Consider the following 25,780-nt stretch of genomic DNA (forward strand, 5'->3'; position numbering starts at 1 on the left):
CTAAAAAGTATTTTGTGGTTGGATTCAAATATATACTTTTATCTTCATTTACCACAATCCACTTTCACGTCTTAAAAATAGGAAAAGACATTTATTTTTTAGCCAATAAATTAAAGTTATCAGCTTCAATTAGCATTACAGGTTTCAAAAATTATTTAAAATATCGTCCTTAAGGTAGTAAGTATACAGAATTAAAATAAAATTTAAAATTTATTCATTTTGTAACTAATTACAAATTCAAATTACTAGCTTTGTTACAGTAAACTTTAGGAGTAGCTATTAAATTAGTTTGAGAAAAATCCTTAGAACCTGATTTGGTTAATACCAACGTAGGGAAAAGTTAACAGTATTTTTTACTGTACACTTCCTCTATTTTCAATTCTTACCATTCTCAATCCTTTATTGTTTACATAACTGAAGCTTTTATGCTTCTAAATTGTAATTAATATGATAAACATAAAGGTTAATAACACCACGTACCAATTTCAATCTACGGTCACACTAGACCAAATAATTAACCAACTAGATATTTCGGTTAACGGGATTGCTGTTGCTATAAATCAAAGTATTATCACCAAATCAGATTGGATCTCTACAACGCCTAATGATGGTGATGCTGTGCTAATTATTAAAGCTACTCAAGGCGGATAATTGCCACTTTCAAATACTTCAATACAATAAAAGACCAAAAATAATCAACCCTTAAACGATGAAAAACAAAGATACTGCGCCCAAAAAAGGCGGCATTACCAGAAACCCTTTTCCTAATTCTAAAAAGATTTACGTTAGTGGTAAAATTCACTCACAAATCAAAGTCGCTATGCGGGAAATTGAGTTGAGCGACACCGTGGATTCTATGACTAAAAAGAAAACACCTAACCAGCCAGTAACAGTGTACGACACTTCGGGTCCGTATACAGATCCAAACAAACAAATCGATATCCATAGCGGAATAGAGCGCATCCGTGAATCTTGGATTTTACAACGTAATAATGTGGAACAATTAGACGCCTACTCTTCTACCTATTGTAATCAGCGTCTAAACGATAAAAGTTTAGACCACATGCGTTTTAAACTACTAAAAAAGCCATTACGTGCTAAAAAAGGAGAAAATGTAACCCAATTACATTATGCCAAACAAGGTATTATCACACCAGAAATGGAATACATTGCTATCCGCGAAAACCAGCGTATTGATGAGATGATCCAAATAAGAAAGCAACATAAGGGCGAGCATTTTGGAGCCTCTATTCCTGATAAAATCACACCAGAATTTGTACGTTCTGAAGTTGCAAGAGGTCGCGCCGTAATACCTTCCAATATTAATCACCCAGAAGCCGAACCTATGATTTTAGGACGCAACTTTTTGGTTAAAATTAATGCCAATATTGGTAACTCAGCAGTCACCTCTTCTATTGAGGAAGAAGTGGAAAAAGCAGTTTGGGCGTGTCGTTGGGGTGCAGATAACATTATGGATTTATCTACCGGAGAAAACATTCATGAAACCCGAGAGTGGATCATTCGCAACTCCCCTGTTCCCGTTGGTACCGTACCTATTTATCAAGCTTTAGAAAAAGTTAATGGTGTCGCAGAAGACTTAACATGGGAGATTTTTAAAGACACGTTAATAGAGCAAGCAGAACAAGGTGTTGATTATTTTACCATTCACGCAGGTGTTTTATTACGTTATGTACCTATGACCGCCAATCGCGTTACCGGTATCGTATCTCGTGGTGGCTCTATTATGGCTAAATGGTGTTTAGCCCATCATAAAGAAAGCTTTTTATATACTCATTTTGAAGACATTTGCCAGATTCTTAAACAATACGATGTCGCTTTCTCTTTAGGTGATGGTTTACGTCCTGGATCTGTTGCAGATGCCAATGACGAAGCGCAGTTTGCCGAGCTAGAAACCTTAGGTCAATTAACACAAATTGCCAGAAAACATGACGTACAATGCTTTATAGAAGGTCCTGGTCACGTACCAATGCACATGATTAAAGAAAATATGGAGAAACAAATAGAGCTTTGTGACGAGGCTCCTTTTTACACATTAGGGCCATTAACCACAGATATTGCACCTGGTTACGATCACATTACATCCGGAATTGGAGCTGCCATGATTGGTTGGTATGGTTGCGCTATGTTGTGCTACGTAACCCCAAAAGAACATCTTGGTTTACCCAATAAAGAGGACGTCCGCGTTGGTGTAGTAACCTATAAATTGGCTGCTCATGCTGCCGATTTAGCAAAAGGGCATCCAGGGTCACAACATCGCGATAATGCACTAAGTATGGCACGATTCGAGTTTAGATGGGAAGATCAATTTAATTTGGGATTAGATCCCGAACGTGCCAGAGAGTACCACGACGAAACGTTGCCAGCAGCTGGTGCTAAAATCGCCCATTTCTGCTCGATGTGTGGACCAAAATTCTGTTCCATGAAAATTTCTCAGGAAGTCCGTGATTTTGCTGCCGAAAACAAAATTGTAGATAACGAGGTCATTCAAAAAGGAATGGACGAAAAATCTAAAGAATTTAAAGCCAAAGGTTCCGAAGTATATCTATAAAATAATTAGGAAGTTCCCACGCAAAAAAAGCGTGGGCAGGCTTTCCATTACAATCTTTTGCAGAAAAAGCAAAAGGATTTTCATTGCAATCCTTAACTCAAAAACACATGATCATTGTCATTGCTCCAGAACAAGATGTGCCTCAAGAAACTGAAACATTAAACACATTGTTTCATAATGGTTTAGAGTGTTTTCATTTAAGGAAACCTTTAAAAAACTATCAAGAGCATGTTTCGTATTTAAATCAAATAGAGACTAAATACCATCATAAAATTGTAGTCCATCATCATCATAAACTGGTTAATACATTCCCCATAAAAGGGATTCATTTTACAGAACAAAAAAGAATAGATCATATCGATAATCCTGGTCCATATTTAAAAAATTTAGACCTATTTGGAAAAACAATTAGTGCCTCTTTTCATAATCCTGAAGTATTGGCTAATTGTTCTTTTCAATTGGATTACCATTTACTAAGTCCAATATTTGATTCGATATCAAAAAAAGACTATTCCGGTAAAGGTTTTGACGTTACTGCTATTGATAAGTCAATTATTGCTTTGGGCGGTATTACTGTTAACAATATACCGCAAGCATTATCCCTAGGTTTTAAAGGTGTTGCAGTTTTAGGGAGTATTTGGAATACAAAAAATCCTTTTGATCAATTTATAGCATTAAAAAAGGCAGTATTAAATAAAATAATATGATACCAAAACTACATTATATATCACAAGGCGCCTCTCCTACCCAACATTTAGAGAACATTAAAAAAGCCTGCGTTTCAGGAATAGACTTAGTACAATTACGACTAAAAAACGAGACTAAACACGTGGTACTAGAAACCGCAAAAAAAGCAAGAGAAATCACCTCAAAACATGGTGTTTTACTAATTATAAACGATCATTTTAAAATCGCTGTTCAAGTCCAAGCAGATGGTGTTCATTTAGGAAAATCAGATACCTGTCCACTAATAGCTAGAGCGACTTTAGAAACATGGCAAATTATTGGAGGAACAGCAAATACACTTGAAGACTGTCAAACATTAATAGATAAAAAGGTAGATTATATTGGTTTAGGACCTTTCAAATTTACCAAAACTAAAGCCAACTTAAGTCCTGTTTTAGGGCAACAAGGGTATGCTTCCCTAGTAAAGCAATTACAAACCAAAACACCAATTATAGCTATAGGTGGCATTATTCAAACAGATGTTTCCTCTATTATAAAAACAGGTGTTCATGGTATTGCTGTTTCCGGCGAAATTACTCGTGATTTTAATTCAATTTTAAATTTTAAGACATTAATCAATGCTGACATCACACAATAACCAAGATAGTCATCAAAAGAAAATAATACATACTATGTTACAAATAGCAGATAAACAATTTAACTCCAGGTTATTTACAGGAACAGGCAAATTTAGTTCGTCTAAAATAATGGAAGACGCTTTATTAACCTCAGAGAGTGAGCTTATAACCGTAGCATTAAAGCGGGTTGATGTAAAAGATAAACAAGATGATATTTTAAGTCATTTAAAGCATCCTAATATACATTTATTACCAAATACGTCTGGCGTTCGTGATGTAAACGAAGCCATTTTTGCAGCACAATTATCAAGAGAAGCTTTGGAAACCAATTGGATTAAATTAGAAATACATCCCGATCCAAAATACTTATTACCAGATCCAATCGAAACCTTAAAAGCAGCAGAGATATTGGTAAAATTAGGGTTTGTAGTTATGCCTTATATCCATGCAGACCCAGTATTATGTAAACGATTAGAAGATGTTGGTGTACAATGTGTGATGCCTTTAGGGGCGCCAATTGGAAGTAATAAAGGCATTAAAACACAAGAATTTCTAGAAATTATAATAGAGCAAAGTAACGTCCCCGTTATTGTAGATGCGGGTCTTGGTGCGCCTTCTCATGCTGCTTTTGCAATGGAATTAGGTGCAGACGCCGTTTTAATTAATACAGCCATTGCTGTTTCTCAAAACCCTGTGCAAATGGCTGAAGCTTTTAAGCTTGCTGTAAAAGCTGGTAGATTAGCTTACGAAGCCAAATTAGCACCTGTGATTAATAAAAAAGCTATGGCAAGCAGTCCGTTAACTAGTTTCTTAAATTAAGCATATGAGCAGTTTTAAAGAGGTATTTGATAAATACAATTGGGAAGACACGTTACAAAGCATTTTTGATAAAACAGAATCGGATGTTTTGCATGCTTTGAATAAACCAAAACGAGATTTAGAAGACTTTAAAGCGCTGATTTCGCCTGCTGCTAAACCGTATTTAGAGCAAATGGCACAATTAAGTCAACAATTAACTAAAAAGCGTTTTGGTAATACTATCCAAATGTATGCACCAATGTATTTGAGTAACGAGTGTCAAAATATTTGTACCTATTGTGGTTTTAGTATGACTAATAAAATTCCACGTAGAACATTAACAAACCCTGAAATCCTTGAGGAAGTGGAGTATTTAAAATCTAAAGGCTATGATCATATTTTACTAGTTACAGGAGAAGCTAATAAAACCGTTGGTGTAAATTATATTGATAATGCGTTGCAACTTATTCGTTCGCATTTTTCAAATATCACTATCGAGGTGCAACCATTACTTCAAGATGAGTATGAAACGTTAATTGATAGCGGACTTTATGCCGTATTAGTTTATCAAGAAACGTATCACCGAGACGAATATAAAAAACACCATCCAAAAGGTAAAAAATCCAACTTCGATTTTAGACTAGATACTCCTGATAGATTGGGTAAAGCAGGTATTCATAAAATAGGATTAGGCGCCTTATTTGGTTTGGAAGATTGGCGTGCGGATAGTTTTTTTACTGCACTTCATTTAAATTATTTACAAAAAACATACTGGAAAACTAAATACTCCATCTCCTTTCCTAGGTTAAGACCGCATTCTGGAGGATTAGAACCAAAAGTAGAAATGACAGATCCTGATTTAGTACAGCTAATTTGTGCATTCCGTTTGTTAGATGAAGATGTAGAATTATCCATGTCTACACGCGAAAGTGAAGTGTTTAGAGATAATATTGTCAATTTAGGTATCACTTCTATAAGTGCGGAATCTAAAACAAATCCGGGTGGTTATGCGGTAGCACCTCAATCTCTAGAACAATTTGAAATCTCTGACGAAAGATCAACTGAAGCAATAACAACCATGCTAAAAACTAAAGGTCTTGAAGTAGTTTGGAAAGATTGGGCAAATAATTGGAAATAATGGAACTATCAAAACAAGAACAACAACAATATGATCGTCATCTAATTTTAGATGAAATAGGTCAAAAAGGGCAGTTAAAACTTAAGCAAGCTAAAGTGCTAGTTATTGGTGCAGGAGGTTTAGGATGCCCGATATTACAATACTTAACAGCTGCTGGTGTTGGTACTATTGGTGTTATAGATCATGACACCATCGCACAAAGCAACTTGCAACGTCAAATCTTATATACCTATGCCGATGTTGGTAAGCTTAAAGCTGAAATAGCTACTAAACGGTTATCACAATTAAATCCATTTATAACTTTTGAAACGCATTTAGAGCGATTAACAGTGGATAATGCCATCTCTTTATTTTCTAAATATGATATTGTAGTGGATGGTAGTGATAACTTTCCGACACGTTATTTAGTAAATGACGCAGCTGTTTTAACTAACAAACCTGTGGTATTTGGTTCAATTTTTAAGTTTGAAGGCCAGGTCTCTGTCTTCAATTATCAAAACGGACCAACGTATCGTTGTTTATATCCAAATGCTCCAAACCCTAATGAAGTACCAAACTGTTCAGAGATTGGTGTTTTAGGTGTTTTACCAGGAATAATTGGTAGTTTTCAAGCTAACGAAGTAATTAAAATAATCTGCAATATTGGCAACGTATTGTCAGGCAAACTACTAACCTACAACACGTTAAGTATGACGCAATTGATGTTGGATTTTAATAAAAACACGTCTATAAACATAACTGATTTAGAACCCAATTACGACGCTATTTGTGGGATTACACCAGATAATCATAAAAGTATTACCCTAGAACAACTACAACAACATCCCGAAAGATATAATTTATTAGATGTCCGGGAAACGGAAGAACGCGCATTATACAATATAGGTGGACAACATATTCCGTTAGGAGAATTACACCTTAGAAGCTCTGAAATATTTCAAGACAAACCAGTAGTTGTGTATTGCAAATCTGGTGTACGCGCCAAACAGGCAATTAATATTCTTAATCAAAACACTATAAAAATGCCTTTACTATTTTTAAAAGGGACTATCATTTAAAATTTAACTGGTAATAATTCCTAAAAAAAGCACAACTTACAGTTACTTAATCTCGATAATATTCTCTAAAAATTAGAGCTATTTTTAATAGTCTTTATATTTAATTGTTAAAAAATAAAACATACTGCAATTTATTGAAGAGTTTAAGCATTTACGGGGCTTACATTGGTAAAAAAAGTATATTTGTTTTGATTGAATTTCACGGTTTATTAACCTAGAGCTTCAATCTTTTTTTTCTAAAATTAATAAATCAAAACAAAAAATTATGAAACATTTATTTATTGTGTTTACAGCTTTAATGTTGAGCACAGTGTCTTATTCTCAATTTGAAATGTCACTTAGTACAGGTTATGCTTTTGATAGTGCTGGAATGAAGTTAGGTGAAACTGTTACTATTTCTGAAACTGAAAATTCTTACGGAAGTTATGGTGAAGGTGCTAACGTACAAATAAGAGGTACTTACTTTTTTAACGACTCATTTGGAGTAGATTTAGGTATTGGTTATTTACACGGTACAGATCAAACTGTTTCTGAGGTTACTCTTCCAAATCGTAATGTTGATGCAGTTGCAAGAGCACGTGCTTTTGGAGCATCTACATCTATAGTTTATAAATTTACAAACAACTTTTATGGTCGTTTTGGAGCATTATTAAAATTAGGTGGTAAAACGGAAGCTGTTATTTATGACAAAACAGTATTATCTCAAGCAGAGGTTGATGCTTTCGGAATCCCATTAGGATCATACTCTGAAACTAATTATAAAGAAGATTTTCATGGACATTTTCCACTTGGATTTGTAGGTGCTTTAGGATATAAATTTAACTTAAATGACAACTTTCAATTATTTGTAGAAGCTGAGTATTATGGTATTAGTTTAAAGCGTAAAGATTCTGAAATCTCAGAATTTAATACAGACATTGTTTTAGCGGATGGTACAGTTGTGTTAAATGGTTTTTATGACATAGATAATTTACCTTCAGATGTGAATAAAAAGACTACTTACGTGGATAACTTATCAAACAGTAATACGGATAGCTCTAAAAAACTATCTCAAAAAGTACCATATTCTTCTTTCGGAGTTAACTTTGGTATTACTTACAAGTTTAAAACTAGTACTAAAAAACAAAACATGTAAACCCAAAAATTGTATAATGTTATTATATAAAATTTTGGATTAGCAGCAATTTGTTACAGTCTAAAAAAGCCCATTAAACAATAGTTTTAATGGGCTTTACTTTTTTTAGTACATTGTATAAATTAGCATAATCAAAATTGTGTTTATACTTTTAAATCCATTGTCATGGGAATAATGTATACACTAAAATAACAGTTTATATAGCTAAAAATGCAATGCCTTTTTAATACTTGAAAGACTGTTTTTAAAAATCATAAAAACTTACAATACAACACTATAGGTGTTTTTATTTGAAGTTTTAAATCAATTTAACTCTTGCATTATTTCAGCAAATAATTGATACGATTTTATACGATCTTTTATGCCATAAATATTGTTTACCGCAATAAGCTCGTCTGCCTTAGTTTTGTCTAAAAAGTCTTTTATTTGCTCCTTAACAGTCGCTTTACTTCCTATAAAAGAATACTTAAGCATTTGGTGTATTTGAGGGTTTTGTAAAATATCTCTAAACTCGTTAGTCATAGCTGTTGGTGGTTGCACATAATCGCGTTTTCCTGTAAATATTCCAACTATCATCTTTATTAACGAGGTAGATAACCGCTCTGCTTCTTCATCTGTATCTGCAATTATAACATTGCAACCCACAATTGTATATGGTTTTGTTAGTGCTTCGGATGGCTTAAATTCTTCACGATAAATAGCCAAAGCATCCCATAAATGTGTTGTTGCAAAATGACTGGCAAACGCATAAGGCAATCCTTTTTTAGCTGCTAAATGTGCACTATCTGTGCTTGATCCTAATATATAAATAGGCACCTCTACACCTTCTGCTACTGTAGCACGTACTTTTGACGTCGCATTATCTGCCCTAAAATATTGTTGTATTTGTCCCAACATAGTTGGAAAAGCGTGTGCAGCAGACATAAAATCTGATCTAATAGCTTCTGCTGTTTCGCGATCTGTACCTGGTGCGCGTCCCAATCCTAAATCTATACGGTTAGGATACAACGTTGCTAAAGTCCCAAATTGTTCTGCAATAATTAATGGCGAATGGTTAGGCAGCATAATACCTCCAGATCCAATGGTAATAGTTTTAGTACCTTGCGCAACATAACCAATTAATATTGACGTTGCACTACTACCTATATTTGGTGCATTGTGGTGTTCTGCCAACCAATACCTAGTATAACCTGCAGCTTCCGCACTTTGTGCCAATTGCAACGCATTTTCATACGTTTGTTTAAGTGTATGACCTTCTGAAACTAAAGCAAGGTCTAATATAGAATATAATGTTTTATGAGTATCCATGGGTGTCTACAATCGTTTGTGTTTATCTTGATTGATAACTAAAAGTAAGACCACAAATTTACCAATTGTAATACTGTTATCCTTCTTTTTTAGATAGGTTTAACGGTATAATGCCTCTAACCTATTTGTAATACTAGATTTATGCTTGTGGTATTGTATCTTTATAAAATTAAGATGAAAATTTATTTTTTTTACTGAATTAAAGCTTGCTAAAATGCAGCGTCTTAATGAAGAATCACCAATTAATGCCATAAATTAAGGACTAATGATTATTGTAATTTCACCTGAAAAGGATATTCCAAACGAAGCTAAACTTGTTAATCAATTGTTTGCAGAAGGTTTAGCTTATTTTCATCTTAGAAAACCGGATAAAGATTATAAACAACATGTTGACTATATACATACAATTGAAGAACAGTATCACAACAGAATTGTCGTGCATTATTTTCATGAGCTGGTTAATGAGTTTAATTTAAAAGGCATTCATTTTCAGGAACAAACAAGAATAGATAACATTGATAATCCTGGTCGTTATTTTAAAAATCTTAATTTATTTGGAAAAACAATAAGTTCTTCTTTTCATGATCCAAAAGATTTAGAAGACTGTTATTTTGAATTTGATTATCATTTACTAAGCCCTGTTTTTGCATCAATTTCTAATACAAACGTTAGTGGACGTGGTTTTAATGTTACCGCTATTGACAAGCTAATAATTGGTATGGGAGGCGTTACAGCGGACAATATAAGCAAGTTTACAAATTTAGGCTATAAAGGTGTTGGTGTTTTGGGTGGTATTTGGAGTAGTAAAACGCCTATTGCTGTCTTTAATAAAATGAAACAATTTTATAGCTAGTTTAAAACTACAAAAAAAGGCAGTATAGTTTAAAACTGTAATGCCTTTTTTATTTATTATAATAGTGACTAAAATCCTTTTAAAAGAAAGAGTACCCAATAGATAATTGTGCCACACCGTTTCTAAATTTATCTTTGGAGCCTACTACGTCGTTAATATTAGACAGTCCTGCATTGTAACGTGCACTAAAATTTAATCCATTTTCAAGCTTATAACCTACACCAAAAGTAAGCCCATAATCAAGAGATTTAAAATTATCCTTCACATCGCGACCTTCATCTTTAGCAGACAATAAATAACCTATTTGTGGTCCAGCTTCTAAACTTAGTCCTTTGGTTACATAATATTTTCCCATTAATGGTAAACTTAAATAATTAAGTGTGACAATGTCATCACCAACACTAAAGCCTTGAATAGAATACATTAATTCTGGTTGAAAGGAAAATTTTTCGTTAAAAGCAATTTCAGAATAAGCCCCAAAACTAATAACACTTGTTATTGTTTCAATCTCATCCGAAGTATCTCCATAGATTGAAGAAAAATTAGCACCTAACTTTACCCCAAATTTTACATCTTGTGCTTGCGATTTTGTAAATCCAAAAACAGAAATCACGGTAATAAGTAATAGTTTTTTCATTATATATTGTTTTAATTGATTAAAACAAATAACTACGATTTTAAACAGGTAGTTTGCTAATTATAAAAGCTTTAACTTTTTTAACCAATTTTAACAACGTGTTAAAAAAACAGTTGATTAGTAGCTATTAATTACTAGTATTAAGTCTAAGGTCTCACAATATAACTAGTTAATCATTTTCATTTTATTCAACTTTAAAACTGTAAACCGTTCTATTATCACATAACTAAAGTATCTTTGTCTAACTGCTAAAGCATTGCAATACATTACCACATGATTATACCTAAATTACATTACATATCACAAGGAAACACATCTAAAGAGATTTTAGAAAACATACAAAAAGCCTGTACTTCTGGTGCAGAATTAGTTGTGTTACGTTATAAAGATGCTTCTGAAAAAAAATATCTAAAATTAGCTAAGGAGGTCATTAAAATTACAACGCACTATCAAACTAGATTGATTATAACTGATTTTTATAAACTAGCAAAAGATATAAAAGCGGATGGTGTGTTATTAGAAGCCTCTAAGGCAACAGTAACTTTTGTTAAAAAGCATTTGTATACTTGGCAAAGTATTGGAGGTTATGCCAATACCCTTGCAGATTGCGAAAACCTATTAGATCATCAAATTAACTATATCTATTTAGGACCGTTTAAAAATTCTGATACAGAAAACAATACAAAGACTGCTTTAGGTTTAAGTGGTTATACTGCGATTACTGATGTACTAAAAACACCGACTCCAATTCTAGCTTATGGCGGTGTAAGCTTACAAGATGTAACACCGCTTTTAAATACTGATATTTCGGGTATTGCTGCTTCTGATGCAATCACTCAAGATTTTGATAGTATTAAGTTATTTAATCAATTATTAAATGCATCGTCAACACAAGAACAGCGTCATACTTTTGAATAAATGAATACACGTATAGAGACTATAGCAGTAACGAATTTAGTAGGCGAATCAGTAAATTTAATGTCCGCTTATAAAAACAAAGTTTTGTTACTAATTATGTATAATAATGATTGTTTGGGTTGCACAGGACGCGCTATACCATTAGCATATCAATTTATGCAAGACTACCCCTCTATTCAAGTTATAGGTATACACAGTGATTTTGTTAACAGAGAAGGTAGTAAAGCTTCTATTAAAGCAATTTTTACTAGTGGTGAAAATCCATTTCCTATTTACATCGATAAAAATCATAAAATATATGATCAGTTTAACGCAGAAGGTACGCCACAATGGCTGTTAATTTCTGATAAAGGTGAATTGTTCCGTTCTGTTTTTGGATCTCAAGAAAACGCTCAAAATCGCTTGTTCTACGCTATTGAAAGTTTAGTGCAAAAAAAAAGTAATGCTCAATAACATTACTTTTTCTGAATACTTAATAAAACATAACTTATAAAGTGATCTAACACTTTGTAAGGTCTAGTTTGTTTTTCTATTCTTTTTAAAATTTATCCTTAAATGATTCTGTATTAGTACCATCTTCAATTAAATTAGAATTATCCTGATTTTGTTGTTGTGCATATCCTTGAGATGGCACCTTTCTTTTCCCTCTAATCTCTATAGCTAGCATAGATGTTGAAAATGTAAAAATCATTAATAGCGCAAAAATTTTGTTTTTCATAATACTGGTTTATTGGTTATTCTTTAAAGGTATGAGAATAACTTAATAAAAGAATGATTACTTCATCTTTTTAATTATAAATCGTTTAACAGAAAGTATAATCACTAAATATAACATCTAACTATTTTGTGCTTATTTTACTTCAGGCATCACTTTCTACAAGAAATTACCGCATAAAAAAAGTGCTATCATATAAATATGATAGCACAATTTAAATTAACAATAAATTAAATATTTACTTAGCAGAAATATTTATAGTTATTACACCTCTTCTGTTAATTGCTCTTCCAGAATCAGTATTGTTAGTAGACGCTGGTTGCGCTTCTCCAACACCGTTAGTAGAGATTGAAGCAGAAGTAAACCCTTTAGATACTAAATAGTTTCTAATAGCTTGTGCTCTTCTTACAGATAGGTTATCATTATAACCAACTGAACCTCTATTATCAGCATGACCTACAATAGAAACATTGTATGCAGCATCTGCAGTCATATCGCTAGCTAAATCATCTAAAATAACTTTAGCATTTAAATCTAATTCCGCACTGTTGTAAGGGAAATATACTTTTCTTTCTCCTTCAATAGATTTAGTAACAGTTTTAACTACTTCTTTAACTTCAGCAGGACAACCGTTATCAGTACCTTTTACATCAGGACATTTGTCTTTATTGTCAGCAACACCGTCACCGTCAGTATCAGGACATCCACCAAATTCGATTAAACCTTTTACTTTAGGACATAAATCATCTTTATCAGCAACACCGTCACCATCAGTATCAGGACAACCACCAAAAGCAGCTAAACCAAATGTGTCAGGACATAAATCGTAATCGTTTGGTACACCATCTTCATCTCTATCATTGTTTACAACTTCTTTAGCTTTTCTTTCAGAACCTAATTTGTAAACTAAACCAACGTTATGTACAAATTGCTTAGGTAAGTAATCTTCAAAAGAATGCTTGTAAGTAGTTTGAACGTTAACACCAATATTATCAGTAACCCAATATTTAACACCAACAGAACCATTTGCTGTTCCTGCTCCAATTAAACTATCAGTACCATCTGCAGTAGATGTGTTAAAAGGACCTTCTTCAATCCATGTGTAACCACCACCAATTGCTACGAAAGGTTGTAATCTTCCTTGACCAAAACTGTAGTTAACCATACCGTCAAGTCCATAATACTTTAAATTATCAACTAAAACACTTTCGTCAGCTTGTCCAAAATCACCCCATTTGCTTAACTCACTAGCAGTACCTTTAGCAGTTACAGATAAATGATCTGTAAAATGTCTTGTAACACCAGCATAAACACCTAAGTTATAATGATCGTTAAGGTTAAAAAATTCGTCAAAATAATCACCTTGAGGACTATTTTCTCCTACAGGATAAAGATCTACAACAGCTACACCAGCCTCAAAAGACCAACGTTTTTTGTTTTGAGAAACTGATTTAGTTTCAATTGTTTTGTCTTCTCCTTTTTCAAGTTTGTAAACAATACCAAAGTTATGATCCCAATGCTTAGGTAAGTAATCTTCAAAAGAATGCTTGTAAGTAGTTTGTAATTTTAAACCAAATCTTTCGCTAACCCAGTATTTAATACCTACAGAACCATTTGCTGTTCCTGCACCTATTAAACTGTTAGTTGCATCTGCAGTAGATGTGTTATAAAGACCTTCTTCAATCCAAGTATAACCACCACCAATTCCTACGAAAGGTTGTAATTTTCCTTGACCAAAAGAATAGTTTAACATACCATCAAGTCCGTAATATTTAAGGTTATCAACTAATACACTTTCATCAGCTTGACCTAAATCTCCCCATTTACTAATTTTACCAATTGTACCTTTAGCTGTTAACGATAAGTTACTAGTAAAATTTCTAGTAGCACCTACGTAAAAACCTAAGTTGTAATGATCGTTAAGGTTAAAAAACTCGTCAAAATAATCACCTTGAGGACTGTTCTCTCCAACAGGGTAAAGATCTATAGTACTTAAACCAGTCTCAAAAGACCAACGTTTTTCAGTATCTTGAGCAAACGCTATTTGTGCGCAAAACCCAAAAATTAATGTTAATGTAAAAATCTTGTAATAATGTTTCATAAATTAAATTTTAATAAATTATTCCTTTAGTAAATTATTCGATTTTATACGAATTTTCTGAAAAGGCTTGCAAATAAACAACATCTGATTATAACAATGAATATTTATTTTAAATATTTTAAAATCGATGTGAGACCAGTGATATCGGGCATTATGGATTTGATAAAACCAAGAGCATTTGTTTAAAGAATCGTAATTAATTATTGATAAAATTTAGTAAGACTATTGGTTTTTGTGTTGATATTTATCACTTTGATATTTTGCAAATTTTACATATTATTTTAATTTCTAAATAAAAACCAGTAAAAATCTGTTAGAGTACTCTTGTTTTGGGACTTACATGGAACATATACACTAAAATGAATCACTAATTACCATTAAAAATTGCAATTAAATTAATTAGAAAATTAACGAAACAACTATATTCGCGCCATGTGGATGTATTTAGGATTATTAGCAGCATTGTTTTTAGGTTTACACAACTTATGTAAAAAACATGCAGTACAAGGCAATGAGGTTTTTCCTGTACTTTTGGGAACTGTATCTAGTGGCTTTTTGTTTGTGGGTACCTTTTATATTTTGTCCTTTATATACCCAGAGTATGCATTAGCGCATGGTTACCATTTTCAGGAATTATCATGGCAATTGCATGGTTTTATTTTTATAAAATCCATTATCATGGCTAGCTCTTGGGTTTTAGCTTATCAGGCTTTAAAACATTTACCTATAACTATTGTAACGCCTATACGTTCTGCAGGACCCTTTTTTACGTTTATTGGTGCAATTGTAATTTATAAAGAGAGTCCTAATCCCTACCAATGGATTGGATTTTTTCTTATTATTTTTTCAGTATTACTGTATTCTAAAATTGGAAAAAAAGAAGGTATTAATTTTAAGAGTAACAAATGGATATTTGCAATAATTGGTGCTACCTTTTTAGGTGCATCAAGTGGATTGTATGATAAATACCTGATCCAAACATTACATTTAAATCCGCAAACATTACAGTTTTGGTTTTGCCTTTATACCATATTAATTTTACTAGTAATCTTATCTATAACTTGGTTTCCGTATGCAAAAAAACGAAAAGCCTTTAAATTTAGATGGTCTATTATAGCTGTCGGGGTATTACTGCAAGCTGCCGATTATTTCTATTTTAAAGCTTTACAAGATCCTGATGCATTAATCATGTTATTATCTGCAATAAAAAGAAGTCAGATTATAATTGCTGTTGTTATTGGCGGTTTGGTCTTTAAAGAGCAGAATAAACGTCAAAAATTGATTCCTTTAGCCGGGATTATGCTTGGTGTGTTTCTAATACTATATTCCAACTAATTACTTAAATTTAACAATTGGTTTTACAATACTAAGCTTGTAAATACGGCTGCTACTCTATTTTATCCAATGTATTCGCGTTTAAACAAACAATTAGTCATCATTAATTTCGTATCGCTTCTTAAAGTCTAAAGGCGTTATTCCTACTTTCATTTTAAAAAGTTTAGAAAAATGCGCATAGTCATTATAGCCTAAAGTTTCTGCTGTTCTAGAAAAGGAATTTTTAGAATGTACTATTAATCGTTTAGCTTCTAATAATACACGTTCTGTTATTAATTGCGTTGTGGTTTTATTGATAGTAGACTTAGTAATCCTATTTAAATGTTTAACTGTTATACTTAATTTATCGGCATAAAATTTTGCGGATTTTTCTGTTTTATAGAAGGCTTCAATAGTTTGTTCTAAAACACTTAATGCATTTAAATATGACGATGACAAAACTTCCATCTTGGCATCTATAGTAGTGTAAATACGAGATAAATCAATATAAGCAAGGTTAATAAGGCTTGCTAATTTTTGCTTTTTATAGATATCTGTTTTGTGAAACTCTATATTTATAGCTTCAAATCTAGAATTAATACTCTTGATTTCTGTTTCATTTAAAACTAAATATGGTGGGTTTTCATAAGAATAATAAAACGGAAATTGAGTAATGCTTTTATTCAAAAAATAGAATTCATAAAATTCTTGGGTATGAAAAAAGATATAACCTCTTGGAGCGCTAGTAAAAGACCAACTATGTGTTTGTCCCGGTCTTAGAAAAAAGACACTGCCCTCAAGCACGTCATAACTACTAAAATCTATTTCGTGTGTTCCTGTTCCTTCTAAAAAAAAGACACATAGATAAAAATTGTGACTATGAGGCTTGTGCACCATTTGTGCATTGTTTTTTAAGTGAATACTTAAATCGTTACTATAAAAATTTGAAAAGGAATCTTCTTCAAACTCTTCAATATTTAAAATTGGTATTGTGTTCATAATTCTAAAATATGTCCTAAATATACAAATATTAGCGACATTCTTACAACAATACCATTTTAGACATAGCTTATCTTTGTAGTACATAAGTAGTAATATTTACCACTGTAAACGCACAACACTATAAGACTATTTAACATATAACTTGTTTAAGTTTTTTGTATAGTAAAGCATTATAATTAATTGATATAAATCATAAATTATGGAATTTTTAAAAGGCACCAAAATTAATAGTATTTTAAGTGGAAGTTGTCCTGTTTGTCAAAACGAAAGCATGTATACTGTCCCTAATCCTTATAAGGTTACAAGCACTTTAACTATGGAAGCGCGTTGTAACCATTGCAACACCAAGTATAAGATTGAACCTTCTTTCTTTTTTGGAGCGATGTATGTTAGTTATCCGGTAGGTATCTTTTTTGGAAGTATTTCATTTTTTATAACCTTTTACCTCTTAAACCTTCCTTTTATGACCTCTTATATTATATTAATAATTGTGATGTTATTGTTACTTCCTATAATACTTAGAATTTCTAGAAATATTTGGATTAACATCTTTATGAAATATGATAAAACAAAAGCATTACAGTTAAAAAATAGCCAATAAATAATTAGTTCAAATTAGATATTTAAGACTAAACAATAAAAAACGCCCATCAATAATTTGAAGGGCGTTTTTTATATGTATAACAAGCGACATTTACCTACCAATCTATAGGGAAATAATCTTTTAAAAATTTACCACACCAATGTTTTCCTGTATTAATACCATCAATTAATGGGTCCATAACACGCGCTGCACCATCTACAATATCTAATGGTGGCTGAAAATCGTGTACTTCTACTTTTTGTCTTGATAACGCTGCAGGATCTTCATCAGTAACCCAACCAGTATCTACAGCATTCATGTATATTCCAGACTTGGCAAAAGTGGCAGCAGATGTATGTGTTAGCATGTTTAAAGCTGCTTTTGCCATATTTGTATGTGGATGTCTATCTTCTTTTTTAAATCTATGAAACTTACCCTCCATAGCAGACACATTTATAATGTGTTTTTTACCTGTGTTTTCCTTCATCATAATATTTGACAAACGATTACACAACACAAAAGGTGCTACTGCATTAACTAGCTGCACTTCTACCATCTCTGTAGTTTCTATCTCACCTAGTTTTAGACGCCAACTGTTAGTTTTTCTTAAATCTACTTGTTGTAAATCCGCGTCTAGTTGTCCTTCTGGAAAAACCTCTTCTGCTTGCAATGAATTGTCAAAACTATATGGGATTTGTGATAATTCTGCCGAATTACGTAATCCTATTCCAGGTTCAGGACCATGCCATGTTACTGGTAGTACATTGTTTTTATCTGTTTTTGAAGGCCCAACACTTAAACTTGATAATTCTTCTAAACAACTTTCGTGATCTTGTAATAAGGTTTGTGCTAATTTAGGTAATTGGTCTATTGGTAATTTCTCGTTTTCCATTAAATGGAAATAAAAACCAGACGGACGTCTTACCGTTTGTGCGGCATTGTTGATTAAAATATCTAATCTATCGTATTTCTGCTCTATATAATTACAGAATATTTCCACACTAGGGATGTGTCTTAAATCTAAGCCATGTATGTGTAATCTATCACTCCACGTTTTATAATCGTCTTCTTTAGAAAATCTAATAGCAGAATCTGCCGGAAAACGTGTGGTTGCAACAACTGTAGCTCCAGAACGTAATAACATTAAAGTAATATGATATCCAATTTTTAATCTAGAACCTGTAATTACAGCCACTTGATCTTTTAAATCGGCTGTTTGAAAACGTTTAGCATAATTTAGGTCACCACAATCAGTACACATTGTATCATAAAAGTGATGTAATTTTGTGTACACCGTTTTACAGACATAGCAATTTCTTGGAGATTCTAACTCTGGAGTATCCTCCGGAATTACAGCTGCAGCCAATAATTTTGGTGCCACAAATAAAGTTGCTTCTCTTGCAGATCTTATTCCTGTTAATTTTCTAGCATGTTTATCGCTTTCAATCATTTTACGTTTTGCAGCCTTTTTAGCATCTTTGCGTCTTCGCTGAAACTCGTCACGATTAGGTCTAGATAATTCTCCTGCTACTTTATATAATGCAACGCGCTGTTCTTCTGGCATATCAAACAGTTGATTAGTATCGTCTACTAAACGCTGTAATGTCAAAATACAATTTTGTATGTCTTGATTTGTGTTATTATCACTCATAAATTACTGTAACTACTTGGTGCAAATATAATCACTCTTTTTTGGAGTGCAACATTGGTATACTAAAAAAGCCCATCTAAAAATAGATGGGCTTTTCTGAAAATTGTTGACTATATATTAGATAACTTTTACGTTAACCGCGTTTAATCCTTTGTTTCCTTCTTGTAAATCAAATTCTACTTCGTCACCTTCTCTAATCTCGTCGATTAATCCAGAAATGTGTACAAAATGATCTTTATCAACTCCTTCTTCAGTGATGAATCCAAAACCTTTAGTGTCGTTGAAAAATTTTACTGTTCCTTTACTCATTGTAATGTAATTTTATTATTAATACTTTAAATAAAGCAAAGATAATGCCAAAGATTAATATCCTACTGCTTGAAATTAATAATTAGCACAATACTGACATTAATCATATTTATAATTAAAAAATCATATCAAATAACTGTATTTTTAACATATTAGCGCCATTATTAATGCTTCTTAAAGAAAAAGTTGTGTCGTTTTTATATTCTAACTAATATATAAGATATGTTATAACGATTAATTATAATCTATTAGTTGTCAGTTTCTTTAAAAGAATTTATTATCTTTAAAATCCCCAATTCTAACAAAAACTTAATTATTTAAATGACTATAAAACAGTTGTTTTCTTTTAACTACTTAAAACAAAAAGATGTAATTTTTAATCTTTTTGTATATCTCAGCTTTATAGCTACCGTTTTGGTTAGTATCATAGCAGACAAAAAAGTATTAACTTACTTTATGCCTGTCACCATATTTGCTATTCTTTTAAAATATATAAGTTTAACAAAGCAAAATGTAAAGCCTTTATATATTATTGGATTGTTAGCTATCATAGTCTCCGATTTATTAACATTTTTAGATTTTAATACCCATTTTAAATGGATTACAATCTTAACTTCCCTCTATTTAATATCAAGCGCTTTAATTTTAAGAAAATATCTACTCAAAGGACAACTAAAATCCATTCTCTATTTTTCAGTATTTATAGGCTTATTATTAGTGAGTTACATTATTTATTCTGTATTAGATTTGATATTAGATTTTATACCAGAACCAATGCTGATGTATATAATTTTAAATGCATTTAGTGTTTTAATCTTTACTATTTTATGTGCTCTAATATATGTTAATGACCATTACGATAACTCTACAATATTATTAGGAGCTGCTATTTTTTGTTTATTCCATATTGGCTTAACACCTATAAATGAGTTTATAGCTTACAATGACACATTTACTGTATTAATTGTCATTTCTCATGTGCTCTCCATTTATCTTTTTATGCGATTTATTACCACCACTGAAGCAATTAAAACAAAGGATATCAAACAAAAATATTTTTAAAATATAGTTATTTTCTTTTAAGTTCTTCCAACTCTTGCTCCAATGCTTCTGCTTTTTCTTTAAAGGCATTCATAGCTTTTTTTAACTGTGCAATCTTTTTAAAAGCGTCGTCATCTTGCACTGCGGTATAGGTTTCAATAGTTTCTTTTACTTTAAACTTTGCTTTTGCGCCACAAGTTGGACACGTTCTTACGTCTGACATATTTTTGAGTTTTTACTATTAATAATTACAATAGAAAAAAGGCTACCAAATGGATAGCCTTTTAAATATTTTGTTCCTAATTACTTAGGGAAATTAAATTTTCCGTTTGTATTTTTTCTATCTGTCTCTGGTGCAATAGTTTCTATAATATCCCAGTGTTCTGCTATTTTTGAGTTTTCAACTCTAAATAAATCATAATAAGACGTTGGTTGCCCCGCAAATTCACCTTCACTTACAGTCAATACAAAATTACCCTGCCCCAATACTTTATGAACCTTAGTAAATTGCATTGTAATACCTTGTTTTGCCATTGCTTCCAAAGCTTGTCCTAAACCAGATAAACCATCACCAATATTTGGATTATGTTGGATATAGTTGTCTCCATCAAAATAATTTGCAATTATATCCATTTTACCGTTAACTAAAATGTCATTTATAAAATTGGATACTAGTGTTTTATTTGCTTCTGTCTTTTCTAAGTCAGTTATAACAGTTGAACCATCTGTTTGTGAGTGCCCACTTGGATTTAAAGCTGCTTTCTCTATTAAGTTATCCCAATGCTCCACTACTTGACCATTTTGATATCTAAAGATGTCAAAACCAATTTTAGGACCAAAAAAATCATATTCTGTATGTGCAAATCCGTAGTCTCCGTCTTGAAATGCTCTTATTGTTTTTACTTTAAAGCCACCTTCTGGAGCATGAGATAATAAAGCTCCAAACCCATCCAACCCATCTGCTACAGCAAGGTTGTGTTGCTTATAGTTTGTTGGATTAATATAACCAATAGCTACTTTATCTCCTGTTTCAATACTTTTTAATATTGCTACTGTTTTGTTTTTGTTTGATAATTCCATCTTAGTGGTGTCTTTAATTATTGTTTTTGTGTTTAAATCTTTTTCAGATTTACATGATATAAGTGTCATGACTAATGCTAATGTTGTAATTGTCGTTTTCATAAATGTTATTTTTATGAGGACAAAATTAAATCAACACCACAGCTAACTAAAGGTGAAATTGGTTTTAAAAATGGTAAATACCGAACCTAAAACACTAGATAAAGTCTTTTTTAAAGCTATTAGGGGTAAATCCTGTATGTTTCTTAAAGTATTTTACAAAATTTGTAGGCTCTTCAAAACCTAAAGAATACGCCAGTTCTGTACTTTTAATTTCCGAATTTATAAGTAAACGTTTGGCTTCTAAGATTACAAAAGCATCAATAAACTGCTTTGCTGTAATAGTTACTAGGTCTTTGCAGATACTGTTTAAATGCTTATAAGTAATGTTTAATTTTTTGGCATAAAAATCGGCGTTTCTACTTGTATTAAAATGAATTTCTAAAAGAGACTTAAATGCTAAGAAACTATTTAATTTATCCGATCGTTTTAAATGAAACGTTTGATATTGCTTTAAACGTTCCAATTTTGAAAAGATAATAGAATACAACGCACTATAAGTATTTTCTTGATTATAGTCTTCTTGAATATTAGAATATTCTTGAAAAAACAATTGTATGTAATTTGAAACATTAGAATCTTTTGGAACCTGAATAATTGGAGAAAACAAATGTGCATTAAACAGTCTTATCACTTCGTTTTTAGGCAATGTGTTAATCTGTTTTTTTAAATAGTCTTCAGTAAAAAGTATGATGTAACCTTCCAAGCCATCGCTAAATTGAAACGCATTAATTTGACCTTTAGATAAGTGAATAATCGTGTTTTTTTTAACATCATGCCAAACAAAATCTACTAATTGCCTACTCTGACCCGCTGTATAAAACACAATCATATTAAAAGCTAATTGGTGAGCCTTTTCAGGATTATGTGTAATATCACCTTTACGCTCTGCTAGGCTAGAAATAGTTAATATGTCAATACCAGAATTTTCTGGTTTTGGAGAATCGAAAACGATATGCGGAATCTCTTTATGCATGCTTCTTATTCTTCGTTAAACTTATTTAAAGCTTTTCTAATATGTTCGCTATCCCAATGGTTATCATATTCTACAATACCACGTTTAAAGTCTTCGTTTAAAAACTTTTCTTGTTGTTCTAATTCTTTTTTTGCTTTAAAAATGTAGTCTTCCTCTCGTTTTGGCTCAGAAGCTAAACGTCTTAAACTATCTTCGTCATACTTAATAAAATTTTGAACTTGTCTAGTCAACGTGTATTTTCTAAACCCCATTTTACTTAGTACATCCTTGGCTAATGTTAAAGAGGTTTCTAAAGATTCGCGATAAATATTTTCATGACCTAGATTAAGTAACTCATAAGCATCATAACGGTTTTTAGTTCGAATCATCATTTCTACATGAGGATAGTTTTCTTTAACTATTTTACTAATAGCCTTAGAAACGTCTATCTTATTAGTAGCACAAATAATTATTTTGGCATCTGCAATACCTGCAGATTCTAATAAATCTAAACGGGTTGCATCTCCATAATAGACTTCAAATCCCATTTTACGAAGAAAATCAACACGGTTAGAATCATGATCTAAAATAGTTGCTTCTACACCATGCGAACGTAAAAAGCGTCCAATAGTACTTCCAAAATGACCAAATCCTACCAATATAATTTTTTGAGATTTTGCAATGTGATCCATTGGGCGTTTTACCGACTCTTTAGTTCCAATTCTAGGCAGGATAAAACGCTCGTTTATAATACCAATAATTGGCGTTAAAGACATACTAAGTGCTGTAATAACTAGCATTATGTCCATCTGTTCTTGCTCTAAAATATTTAATCCAAATGCGAAAGACAATAATACAAACGCAAATTCTCCAATTTGGGCTAAACTACAAGTTAGTAGTAAATTTTGATCTAATTTTAGTTTAAAAATGTAACCTGTGATAAATAAAACAATTGCTTTTAATATTATAATAGCAATTAATAATCCTCCAATTGTCAAAGGACTATTAGCAATAATAATAAAGTTAATAGATGCACCTACAGCCATAAAAAACAAACCAAGCAGTAAGTTTTTAAAGGGCTCTAACGTACTTTCTAGTTCATGCTTAAACTCGCTATTAGATAATACAACACCTCCTAAAAACGCACCTAAAGCTGGACTTATCCCGACATATTCCATTAAAAATGAAATTCCGAAAACAATTAATAACGCAGCCGCAATTAGCAATTCTCTAACACCTGTTTTTGCCACTTTTCTTAGCATTGGAACAATTAAATAACGTCCAGCAACAATGATTAAAACAACCGACATTATAATAGCTAACGTTTGAAGACCAATGGGTAAACTTTCTAATAAATTAGTATGGTCGCTATGTTTTTCCGCGGAAGCGTTACTATCTGTACTTGATAATAACGGAATAAAACCCAACATGAAAATAACAATGATATCTTGAAACAATAAAATGGAAAAAGACGACGTCCCAAAAGTGGTATCCATTAAGCCCTTTTCTTTTATAGTTTGCAATGCTATTGCGGTAGATGATAACGCAACAGCCATAGATATTACCAAAGCAACTTTCCAATCAAAACCTAGTAAAGCAAATAATATATAGGATAGTAACATGGTGCCTCCTACCTGTATACCGCCCATACCTACAATGGTTTTTCGCATGTTCCAGAAGTTTTTAGGTTCTATCTCTAAACCAATTAAAAACAACATCATAACTACACCAAACTCTGCAAAGTGTAAAATATCTTCGCCTTCATTTCCAATAAATCCTAAAACATAAGGTCCAATTAAAACACCTGCAAATAAGTATCCAATAACAGAACTTAATCCTAACTTTTTAGCAATTGACACACATATTATGGCACCTGCAAGAAAAACTATCGCTTCAAAAAGTATGCTTCCACTCATAATTTATGTTGTATTTAATTTTGGAATATCATTTATAAATGAAAACCCATTACAATCTGTATTAGAAAGGTTGTCTTTAAGTAAAGTAATTAAAGCACCATATTTATTAGCATGTTTAATTAAATCATCATCACTTAATTTATGAGTTTCCATGACTGCAAATGGCGGTAAATAATTCATCCCGCATAAGTTTGCAGTTTGCTCGAATGGTCTTAAAAACTGACGGATAGTATAACTATTACTACCTTCTGAGCAATACACTTCTCTAGAACCACCAGTAGTTATAACATTTAAACAGGTTTTAGATTGTAGCGCATCTCCATTTGGTCCATACGCCCAACCAAATTCTAAAACCATATCAATCCACTGCTTCATTAACGGTGGACAACTATACCAATAAAAAGGATGGTGCCATATAATAATATCATGTTGACTTAAAAGTTTTTTTTCTGCTGAAACATTGATATGAAAATCGGGGTAACGCTCGTACAAATCATGAAAAGTAACACCTTCCATGTCTTTTATATGATCCACTAGCGCTGTGTTAGCTCTAGATTTTTCAAACTTTGGATGAGAAAATAAGACGAGTACTTTTTTCATTATTATTTAGCTATTAAAACAAATTATTGAATTAGAAACACACAATATTTTAATCGAAGTTTTTTTTAACTAGCGATTAAGTCAAAAGAGATTTTAATACCTTGGATAATCATACCTGTTCCAATAATGGCAATAATTAATCCCATAATTTTTCCAATTACAGAGATAACATTATGACCTACTAATTTTACAATAAAATCACTTAATTTAAATGTAAAATAAGTAATTAAACTCATAGAACCGAAAATAGCTATAACCAAAAACATCTGCAAAGGCGCTGCGTTTGAAACAAAATTCATAGCTGTTACAATAGTTCCTGGACCAGCTAAAATTGGAATAGCTAATGGAGAAACTGCAATATCCTCGTCAATATGTACATCATTTAAACTTTTTACATTAGACTGTTTAGATTGCAGCATATCAAAACCGATAAAAAATATTAATATACCTCCAGTAATCTTAAAAGCAGGAATACTAATATTAAATAACTCAAAAATATACTTACCTAATAAAATAAAAACGGTTACAATTATGAAAGCAATTATATTGGCTTTTTTATTAATTTCATTTTTAGTTTGTTTGTCTGCACCTTGCGTTAAAGATACAAATACGGTCATATTTGATATTGGGTTTGTAATAGCAAAAAACGCTGTAAAGACTGTGATTGCAAATGTTGTAATGTTCTCCATTTAGTGT

27 protein-coding genes and 1 riboswitch are annotated in these 25,780 nt (G+C 31.8%); of the genes, 14 read left to right on the forward strand and 13 right to left on the reverse strand.

Annotated features, from left to right (window positions below):
* Positions 1 to 258 precede the first annotated feature (258 nt).
* Positions 259 to 353, forward strand: a riboswitch (TPP riboswitch).
* A 94-nt stretch (positions 354 to 447) separates the two neighbouring features.
* The 8 genes from thiS to ACZ2G2_RS13850 all read left to right on the forward strand — a co-directional run bounded on the left by thiS (position 448) and on the right by ACZ2G2_RS13850 (position 8,002).
* A complete protein-coding gene (gene thiS, locus ACZ2G2_RS13815) occupies positions 448 to 651 on the forward strand; it encodes a sulfur carrier protein ThiS (RefSeq protein WP_282067832.1) in 204 nt (67 codons plus the stop codon).
* Between the two features lie 58 nt (positions 652 to 709).
* On the forward strand, positions 710 to 2,569 hold the full coding sequence (thiC, locus tag ACZ2G2_RS13820; protein WP_470392772.1) for a phosphomethylpyrimidine synthase ThiC: 1,860 nt from the start codon (positions 710 to 712) through the stop codon (positions 2,567 to 2,569).
* A gap of 107 nt (positions 2,570 to 2,676) precedes the next feature.
* A complete protein-coding gene (locus ACZ2G2_RS13825; RefSeq protein WP_470392774.1) occupies positions 2,677 to 3,276 on the forward strand; it encodes a thiamine phosphate synthase in 600 nt (199 codons plus the stop codon).
* Entirely contained in the window at positions 3,273 to 3,893 is a 621-nt protein-coding gene (gene thiE / locus ACZ2G2_RS13830) for a thiamine phosphate synthase (protein ID WP_470392775.1), read from the forward strand. The genes ACZ2G2_RS13825 and thiE overlap by 4 nt, the downstream gene beginning before the upstream one ends.
* Complete coding sequence (locus ACZ2G2_RS13835; protein WP_470392777.1) at positions 3,874 to 4,692, forward strand: thiazole synthase; 819 nt, start codon at positions 3,874 to 3,876, stop codon at positions 4,690 to 4,692. The genes thiE and ACZ2G2_RS13835 overlap by 20 nt, the downstream gene beginning before the upstream one ends.
* Before the next feature lie 4 nt (positions 4,693 to 4,696).
* Positions 4,697 to 5,809 (forward strand): 2-iminoacetate synthase ThiH, encoded by a 1,113-nt coding sequence (gene thiH, locus ACZ2G2_RS13840; RefSeq protein WP_470392779.1) that lies wholly within the window; start codon positions 4,697 to 4,699, stop codon positions 5,807 to 5,809.
* Entirely contained in the window at positions 5,809 to 6,867 is a 1,059-nt protein-coding gene (gene moeB / locus ACZ2G2_RS13845; protein ID WP_470392781.1) for a molybdopterin-synthase adenylyltransferase MoeB, read from the forward strand. Before thiH ends, moeB begins: the two co-directional genes overlap by 1 nt.
* A gap of 265 nt (positions 6,868 to 7,132) precedes the next feature.
* Positions 7,133 to 8,002, forward strand: coding sequence for an outer membrane beta-barrel protein (locus ACZ2G2_RS13850; RefSeq protein WP_470392783.1), 870 nt, complete (start codon positions 7,133 to 7,135; stop codon positions 8,000 to 8,002).
* Positions 8,003 to 8,305: 303 nt separating this feature from the next.
* Here ACZ2G2_RS13850 and ACZ2G2_RS13855 read toward each other — a convergent pair whose 3' ends face one another.
* The gene (locus ACZ2G2_RS13855; protein ID WP_470392785.1) at positions 8,306 to 9,310 is read right to left on the reverse strand and encodes an LLM class flavin-dependent oxidoreductase; all 1,005 of its coding nucleotides are present in this window, start codon (positions 9,308 to 9,310) and stop codon (positions 8,306 to 8,308) included.
* Between the two features lie 265 nt (positions 9,311 to 9,575).
* Between ACZ2G2_RS13855 and ACZ2G2_RS13860 the strand changes: the two genes are divergently transcribed.
* The gene (locus tag ACZ2G2_RS13860) at positions 9,576 to 10,163 is read left to right on the forward strand and encodes a thiamine phosphate synthase (RefSeq protein ID WP_470392786.1); all 588 of its coding nucleotides are present in this window, start codon (positions 9,576 to 9,578) and stop codon (positions 10,161 to 10,163) included.
* A gap of 79 nt (positions 10,164 to 10,242) precedes the next feature.
* On the opposite strand, the gene ACZ2G2_RS13865 is transcribed toward ACZ2G2_RS13860, so the two are convergent.
* On the reverse strand, positions 10,243 to 10,800 hold the full coding sequence (locus ACZ2G2_RS13865; RefSeq protein WP_470392788.1) for a porin family protein: 558 nt from the start codon (positions 10,798 to 10,800) through the stop codon (positions 10,243 to 10,245).
* 273 nt (positions 10,801 to 11,073) lie between these two features.
* Here ACZ2G2_RS13865 and ACZ2G2_RS13870 point away from each other — a divergent pair, with 273 nt between their 5' ends.
* Together ACZ2G2_RS13870 and ACZ2G2_RS13875 are read left to right on the forward strand one after the other, a co-directional pair.
* Positions 11,074 to 11,718, forward strand: coding sequence for a thiamine phosphate synthase (locus ACZ2G2_RS13870; protein WP_470392790.1), 645 nt, complete (start codon positions 11,074 to 11,076; stop codon positions 11,716 to 11,718).
* Complete coding sequence (locus ACZ2G2_RS13875; protein WP_470392791.1) at positions 11,719 to 12,171, forward strand: TlpA family protein disulfide reductase; 453 nt, start codon at positions 11,719 to 11,721, stop codon at positions 12,169 to 12,171.
* A gap of 85 nt (positions 12,172 to 12,256) precedes the next feature.
* Here ACZ2G2_RS13875 and ACZ2G2_RS13880 read toward each other — a convergent pair whose 3' ends face one another.
* Positions 12,257 to 12,436, reverse strand: a complete 180-nt coding sequence (locus ACZ2G2_RS13880; RefSeq protein ID WP_090840837.1) for a hypothetical protein — start codon at positions 12,434 to 12,436, stop codon at positions 12,257 to 12,259.
* Positions 12,437 to 12,671: 235 nt separating this feature from the next.
* A complete protein-coding gene (locus tag ACZ2G2_RS13885) occupies positions 12,672 to 14,534 on the reverse strand; it encodes an OmpA family protein (protein WP_470392793.1) in 1,863 nt (620 codons plus the stop codon).
* A gap of 432 nt (positions 14,535 to 14,966) precedes the next feature.
* Between ACZ2G2_RS13885 and ACZ2G2_RS13890 the strand changes: the two genes are divergently transcribed.
* On the forward strand, positions 14,967 to 15,869 hold the full coding sequence (locus ACZ2G2_RS13890) for an EamA family transporter (protein ID WP_281846422.1): 903 nt from the start codon (positions 14,967 to 14,969) through the stop codon (positions 15,867 to 15,869).
* Positions 15,870 to 15,962: 93 nt separating this feature from the next.
* Here the strand turns inward: ACZ2G2_RS13890 and ACZ2G2_RS13895 are convergent, their stop codons facing one another.
* Entirely contained in the window at positions 15,963 to 16,847 is an 885-nt protein-coding gene (locus tag ACZ2G2_RS13895; RefSeq protein ID WP_470392795.1) for a helix-turn-helix domain-containing protein, read from the reverse strand.
* Positions 16,848 to 17,049: 202 nt separating this feature from the next.
* Here ACZ2G2_RS13895 and ACZ2G2_RS13900 point away from each other — a divergent pair, with 202 nt between their 5' ends.
* Positions 17,050 to 17,451, forward strand: coding sequence for a DUF983 domain-containing protein (locus ACZ2G2_RS13900; protein WP_470392797.1), 402 nt, complete (start codon positions 17,050 to 17,052; stop codon positions 17,449 to 17,451).
* Between the two features lie 97 nt (positions 17,452 to 17,548).
* Here the strand turns inward: ACZ2G2_RS13900 and ACZ2G2_RS13905 are convergent, their stop codons facing one another.
* Both ACZ2G2_RS13905 and ACZ2G2_RS13910 read right to left on the reverse strand, forming a co-directional pair.
* The gene (locus ACZ2G2_RS13905; RefSeq protein ID WP_470392799.1) at positions 17,549 to 19,084 is read right to left on the reverse strand and encodes an SDR family NAD(P)-dependent oxidoreductase; all 1,536 of its coding nucleotides are present in this window, start codon (positions 19,082 to 19,084) and stop codon (positions 17,549 to 17,551) included.
* A gap of 117 nt (positions 19,085 to 19,201) precedes the next feature.
* Complete coding sequence (locus tag ACZ2G2_RS13910) at positions 19,202 to 19,393, reverse strand: cold-shock protein (protein ID WP_028282170.1); 192 nt, start codon at positions 19,391 to 19,393, stop codon at positions 19,202 to 19,204.
* 321 nt (positions 19,394 to 19,714) lie between these two features.
* Here ACZ2G2_RS13910 and ACZ2G2_RS13915 point away from each other — a divergent pair, with 321 nt between their 5' ends.
* A complete protein-coding gene (locus ACZ2G2_RS13915) occupies positions 19,715 to 20,455 on the forward strand; it encodes a hypothetical protein (protein WP_470392801.1) in 741 nt (246 codons plus the stop codon).
* 7 nt (positions 20,456 to 20,462) lie between these two features.
* Here the strand turns inward: ACZ2G2_RS13915 and ACZ2G2_RS13920 are convergent, their stop codons facing one another.
* From ACZ2G2_RS13920 to ACZ2G2_RS13945, 6 genes are all read right to left on the reverse strand, one after another.
* Positions 20,463 to 20,657: a hypothetical protein gene (locus ACZ2G2_RS13920; protein WP_470392803.1), complete on the reverse strand. Its 195-nt coding sequence runs from the start codon at positions 20,655 to 20,657 to the stop codon at positions 20,463 to 20,465.
* A gap of 80 nt (positions 20,658 to 20,737) precedes the next feature.
* Positions 20,738 to 21,616, reverse strand: coding sequence for a nuclear transport factor 2 family protein (locus ACZ2G2_RS13925; RefSeq protein WP_470392805.1), 879 nt, complete (start codon positions 21,614 to 21,616; stop codon positions 20,738 to 20,740).
* Positions 21,617 to 21,710: 94 nt separating this feature from the next.
* Positions 21,711 to 22,589 carry a helix-turn-helix domain-containing protein gene (locus tag ACZ2G2_RS13930; RefSeq protein WP_470392807.1) on the reverse strand — a complete coding sequence of 293 codons (879 nt, stop codon included), beginning with the start codon at positions 22,587 to 22,589 and terminating at the stop codon, positions 21,711 to 21,713.
* 5 nt (positions 22,590 to 22,594) lie between these two features.
* Positions 22,595 to 24,484: a monovalent cation:proton antiporter-2 (CPA2) family protein gene (locus ACZ2G2_RS13935; RefSeq protein WP_470392808.1), complete on the reverse strand. Its 1,890-nt coding sequence runs from the start codon at positions 24,482 to 24,484 to the stop codon at positions 22,595 to 22,597.
* Positions 24,485 to 24,487: 3 nt separating this feature from the next.
* Entirely contained in the window at positions 24,488 to 25,084 is a 597-nt protein-coding gene (kefF, locus tag ACZ2G2_RS13940) for a glutathione-regulated potassium-efflux system oxidoreductase KefF (protein ID WP_470392810.1), read from the reverse strand.
* A gap of 65 nt (positions 25,085 to 25,149) precedes the next feature.
* Positions 25,150 to 25,773 (reverse strand): MarC family protein, encoded by a 624-nt coding sequence (locus ACZ2G2_RS13945; RefSeq protein ID WP_090840866.1) that lies wholly within the window; start codon positions 25,771 to 25,773, stop codon positions 25,150 to 25,152.
* Between the last annotated feature and the right edge of the window lie 7 nt (positions 25,774 to 25,780).

It is taken from the genome of Olleya sp. KKT75 (genome assembly GCF_055635485.1).

Coding starts and splice junctions, on each gene's coding strand:
- thiS (WP_282067832.1), top strand. CDS start 448: ATGATAAACATAAAGGTTAATAACACCACGTACCAATTTCAATCTACG.
- thiC (WP_470392772.1), top strand. CDS start 710: ATGAAAAACAAAGATACTGCGCCCAAAAAAGGCGGCATTACCAGAAAC.
- ACZ2G2_RS13825 (WP_470392774.1), top strand. CDS start 2,677: ATGATCATTGTCATTGCTCCAGAACAAGATGTGCCTCAAGAAACTGAA.
- thiE (WP_470392775.1), top strand. CDS start 3,273: ATGATACCAAAACTACATTATATATCACAAGGCGCCTCTCCTACCCAA.
- ACZ2G2_RS13835 (WP_470392777.1), top strand. CDS start 3,874: ATGCTGACATCACACAATAACCAAGATAGTCATCAAAAGAAAATAATA.
- thiH (WP_470392779.1), top strand. CDS start 4,697: ATGAGCAGTTTTAAAGAGGTATTTGATAAATACAATTGGGAAGACACG.
- moeB (WP_470392781.1), top strand. CDS start 5,809: ATGGAACTATCAAAACAAGAACAACAACAATATGATCGTCATCTAATT.
- ACZ2G2_RS13850 (WP_470392783.1), top strand. CDS start 7,133: ATGAAACATTTATTTATTGTGTTTACAGCTTTAATGTTGAGCACAGTG.
- ACZ2G2_RS13855 (WP_470392785.1), bottom strand. CDS start 9,310: ATGGATACTCATAAAACATTATATTCTATATTAGACCTTGCTTTAGTT.
- ACZ2G2_RS13860 (WP_470392786.1), top strand. CDS start 9,576: ATGATTATTGTAATTTCACCTGAAAAGGATATTCCAAACGAAGCTAAA.
- ACZ2G2_RS13865 (WP_470392788.1), bottom strand. CDS start 10,800: ATGAAAAAACTATTACTTATTACCGTGATTTCTGTTTTTGGATTTACA.
- ACZ2G2_RS13870 (WP_470392790.1), top strand. CDS start 11,074: ATGATTATACCTAAATTACATTACATATCACAAGGAAACACATCTAAA.
- ACZ2G2_RS13875 (WP_470392791.1), top strand. CDS start 11,719: ATGAATACACGTATAGAGACTATAGCAGTAACGAATTTAGTAGGCGAA.
- ACZ2G2_RS13880 (WP_090840837.1), bottom strand. CDS start 12,436: ATGAAAAACAAAATTTTTGCGCTATTAATGATTTTTACATTTTCAACA.
- ACZ2G2_RS13885 (WP_470392793.1), bottom strand. CDS start 14,534: ATGAAACATTATTACAAGATTTTTACATTAACATTAATTTTTGGGTTT.
- ACZ2G2_RS13890 (WP_281846422.1), top strand. CDS start 14,967: ATGTGGATGTATTTAGGATTATTAGCAGCATTGTTTTTAGGTTTACAC.
- ACZ2G2_RS13895 (WP_470392795.1), bottom strand. CDS start 16,847: ATGAACACAATACCAATTTTAAATATTGAAGAGTTTGAAGAAGATTCC.
- ACZ2G2_RS13900 (WP_470392797.1), top strand. CDS start 17,050: ATGGAATTTTTAAAAGGCACCAAAATTAATAGTATTTTAAGTGGAAGT.
- ACZ2G2_RS13905 (WP_470392799.1), bottom strand. CDS start 19,084: ATGAGTGATAATAACACAAATCAAGACATACAAAATTGTATTTTGACA.
- ACZ2G2_RS13910 (WP_028282170.1), bottom strand. CDS start 19,393: ATGAGTAAAGGAACAGTAAAATTTTTCAACGACACTAAAGGTTTTGGA.
- ACZ2G2_RS13915 (WP_470392801.1), top strand. CDS start 19,715: ATGACTATAAAACAGTTGTTTTCTTTTAACTACTTAAAACAAAAAGAT.
- ACZ2G2_RS13920 (WP_470392803.1), bottom strand. CDS start 20,657: ATGTCAGACGTAAGAACGTGTCCAACTTGTGGCGCAAAAGCAAAGTTT.
- ACZ2G2_RS13925 (WP_470392805.1), bottom strand. CDS start 21,616: ATGAAAACGACAATTACAACATTAGCATTAGTCATGACACTTATATCA.
- ACZ2G2_RS13930 (WP_470392807.1), bottom strand. CDS start 22,589: ATGCATAAAGAGATTCCGCATATCGTTTTCGATTCTCCAAAACCAGAA.
- ACZ2G2_RS13935 (WP_470392808.1), bottom strand. CDS start 24,484: ATGAGTGGAAGCATACTTTTTGAAGCGATAGTTTTTCTTGCAGGTGCC.
- kefF (WP_470392810.1), bottom strand. CDS start 25,084: ATGAAAAAAGTACTCGTCTTATTTTCTCATCCAAAGTTTGAAAAATCT.
- ACZ2G2_RS13945 (WP_090840866.1), bottom strand. CDS start 25,773: ATGGAGAACATTACAACATTTGCAATCACAGTCTTTACAGCGTTTTTT.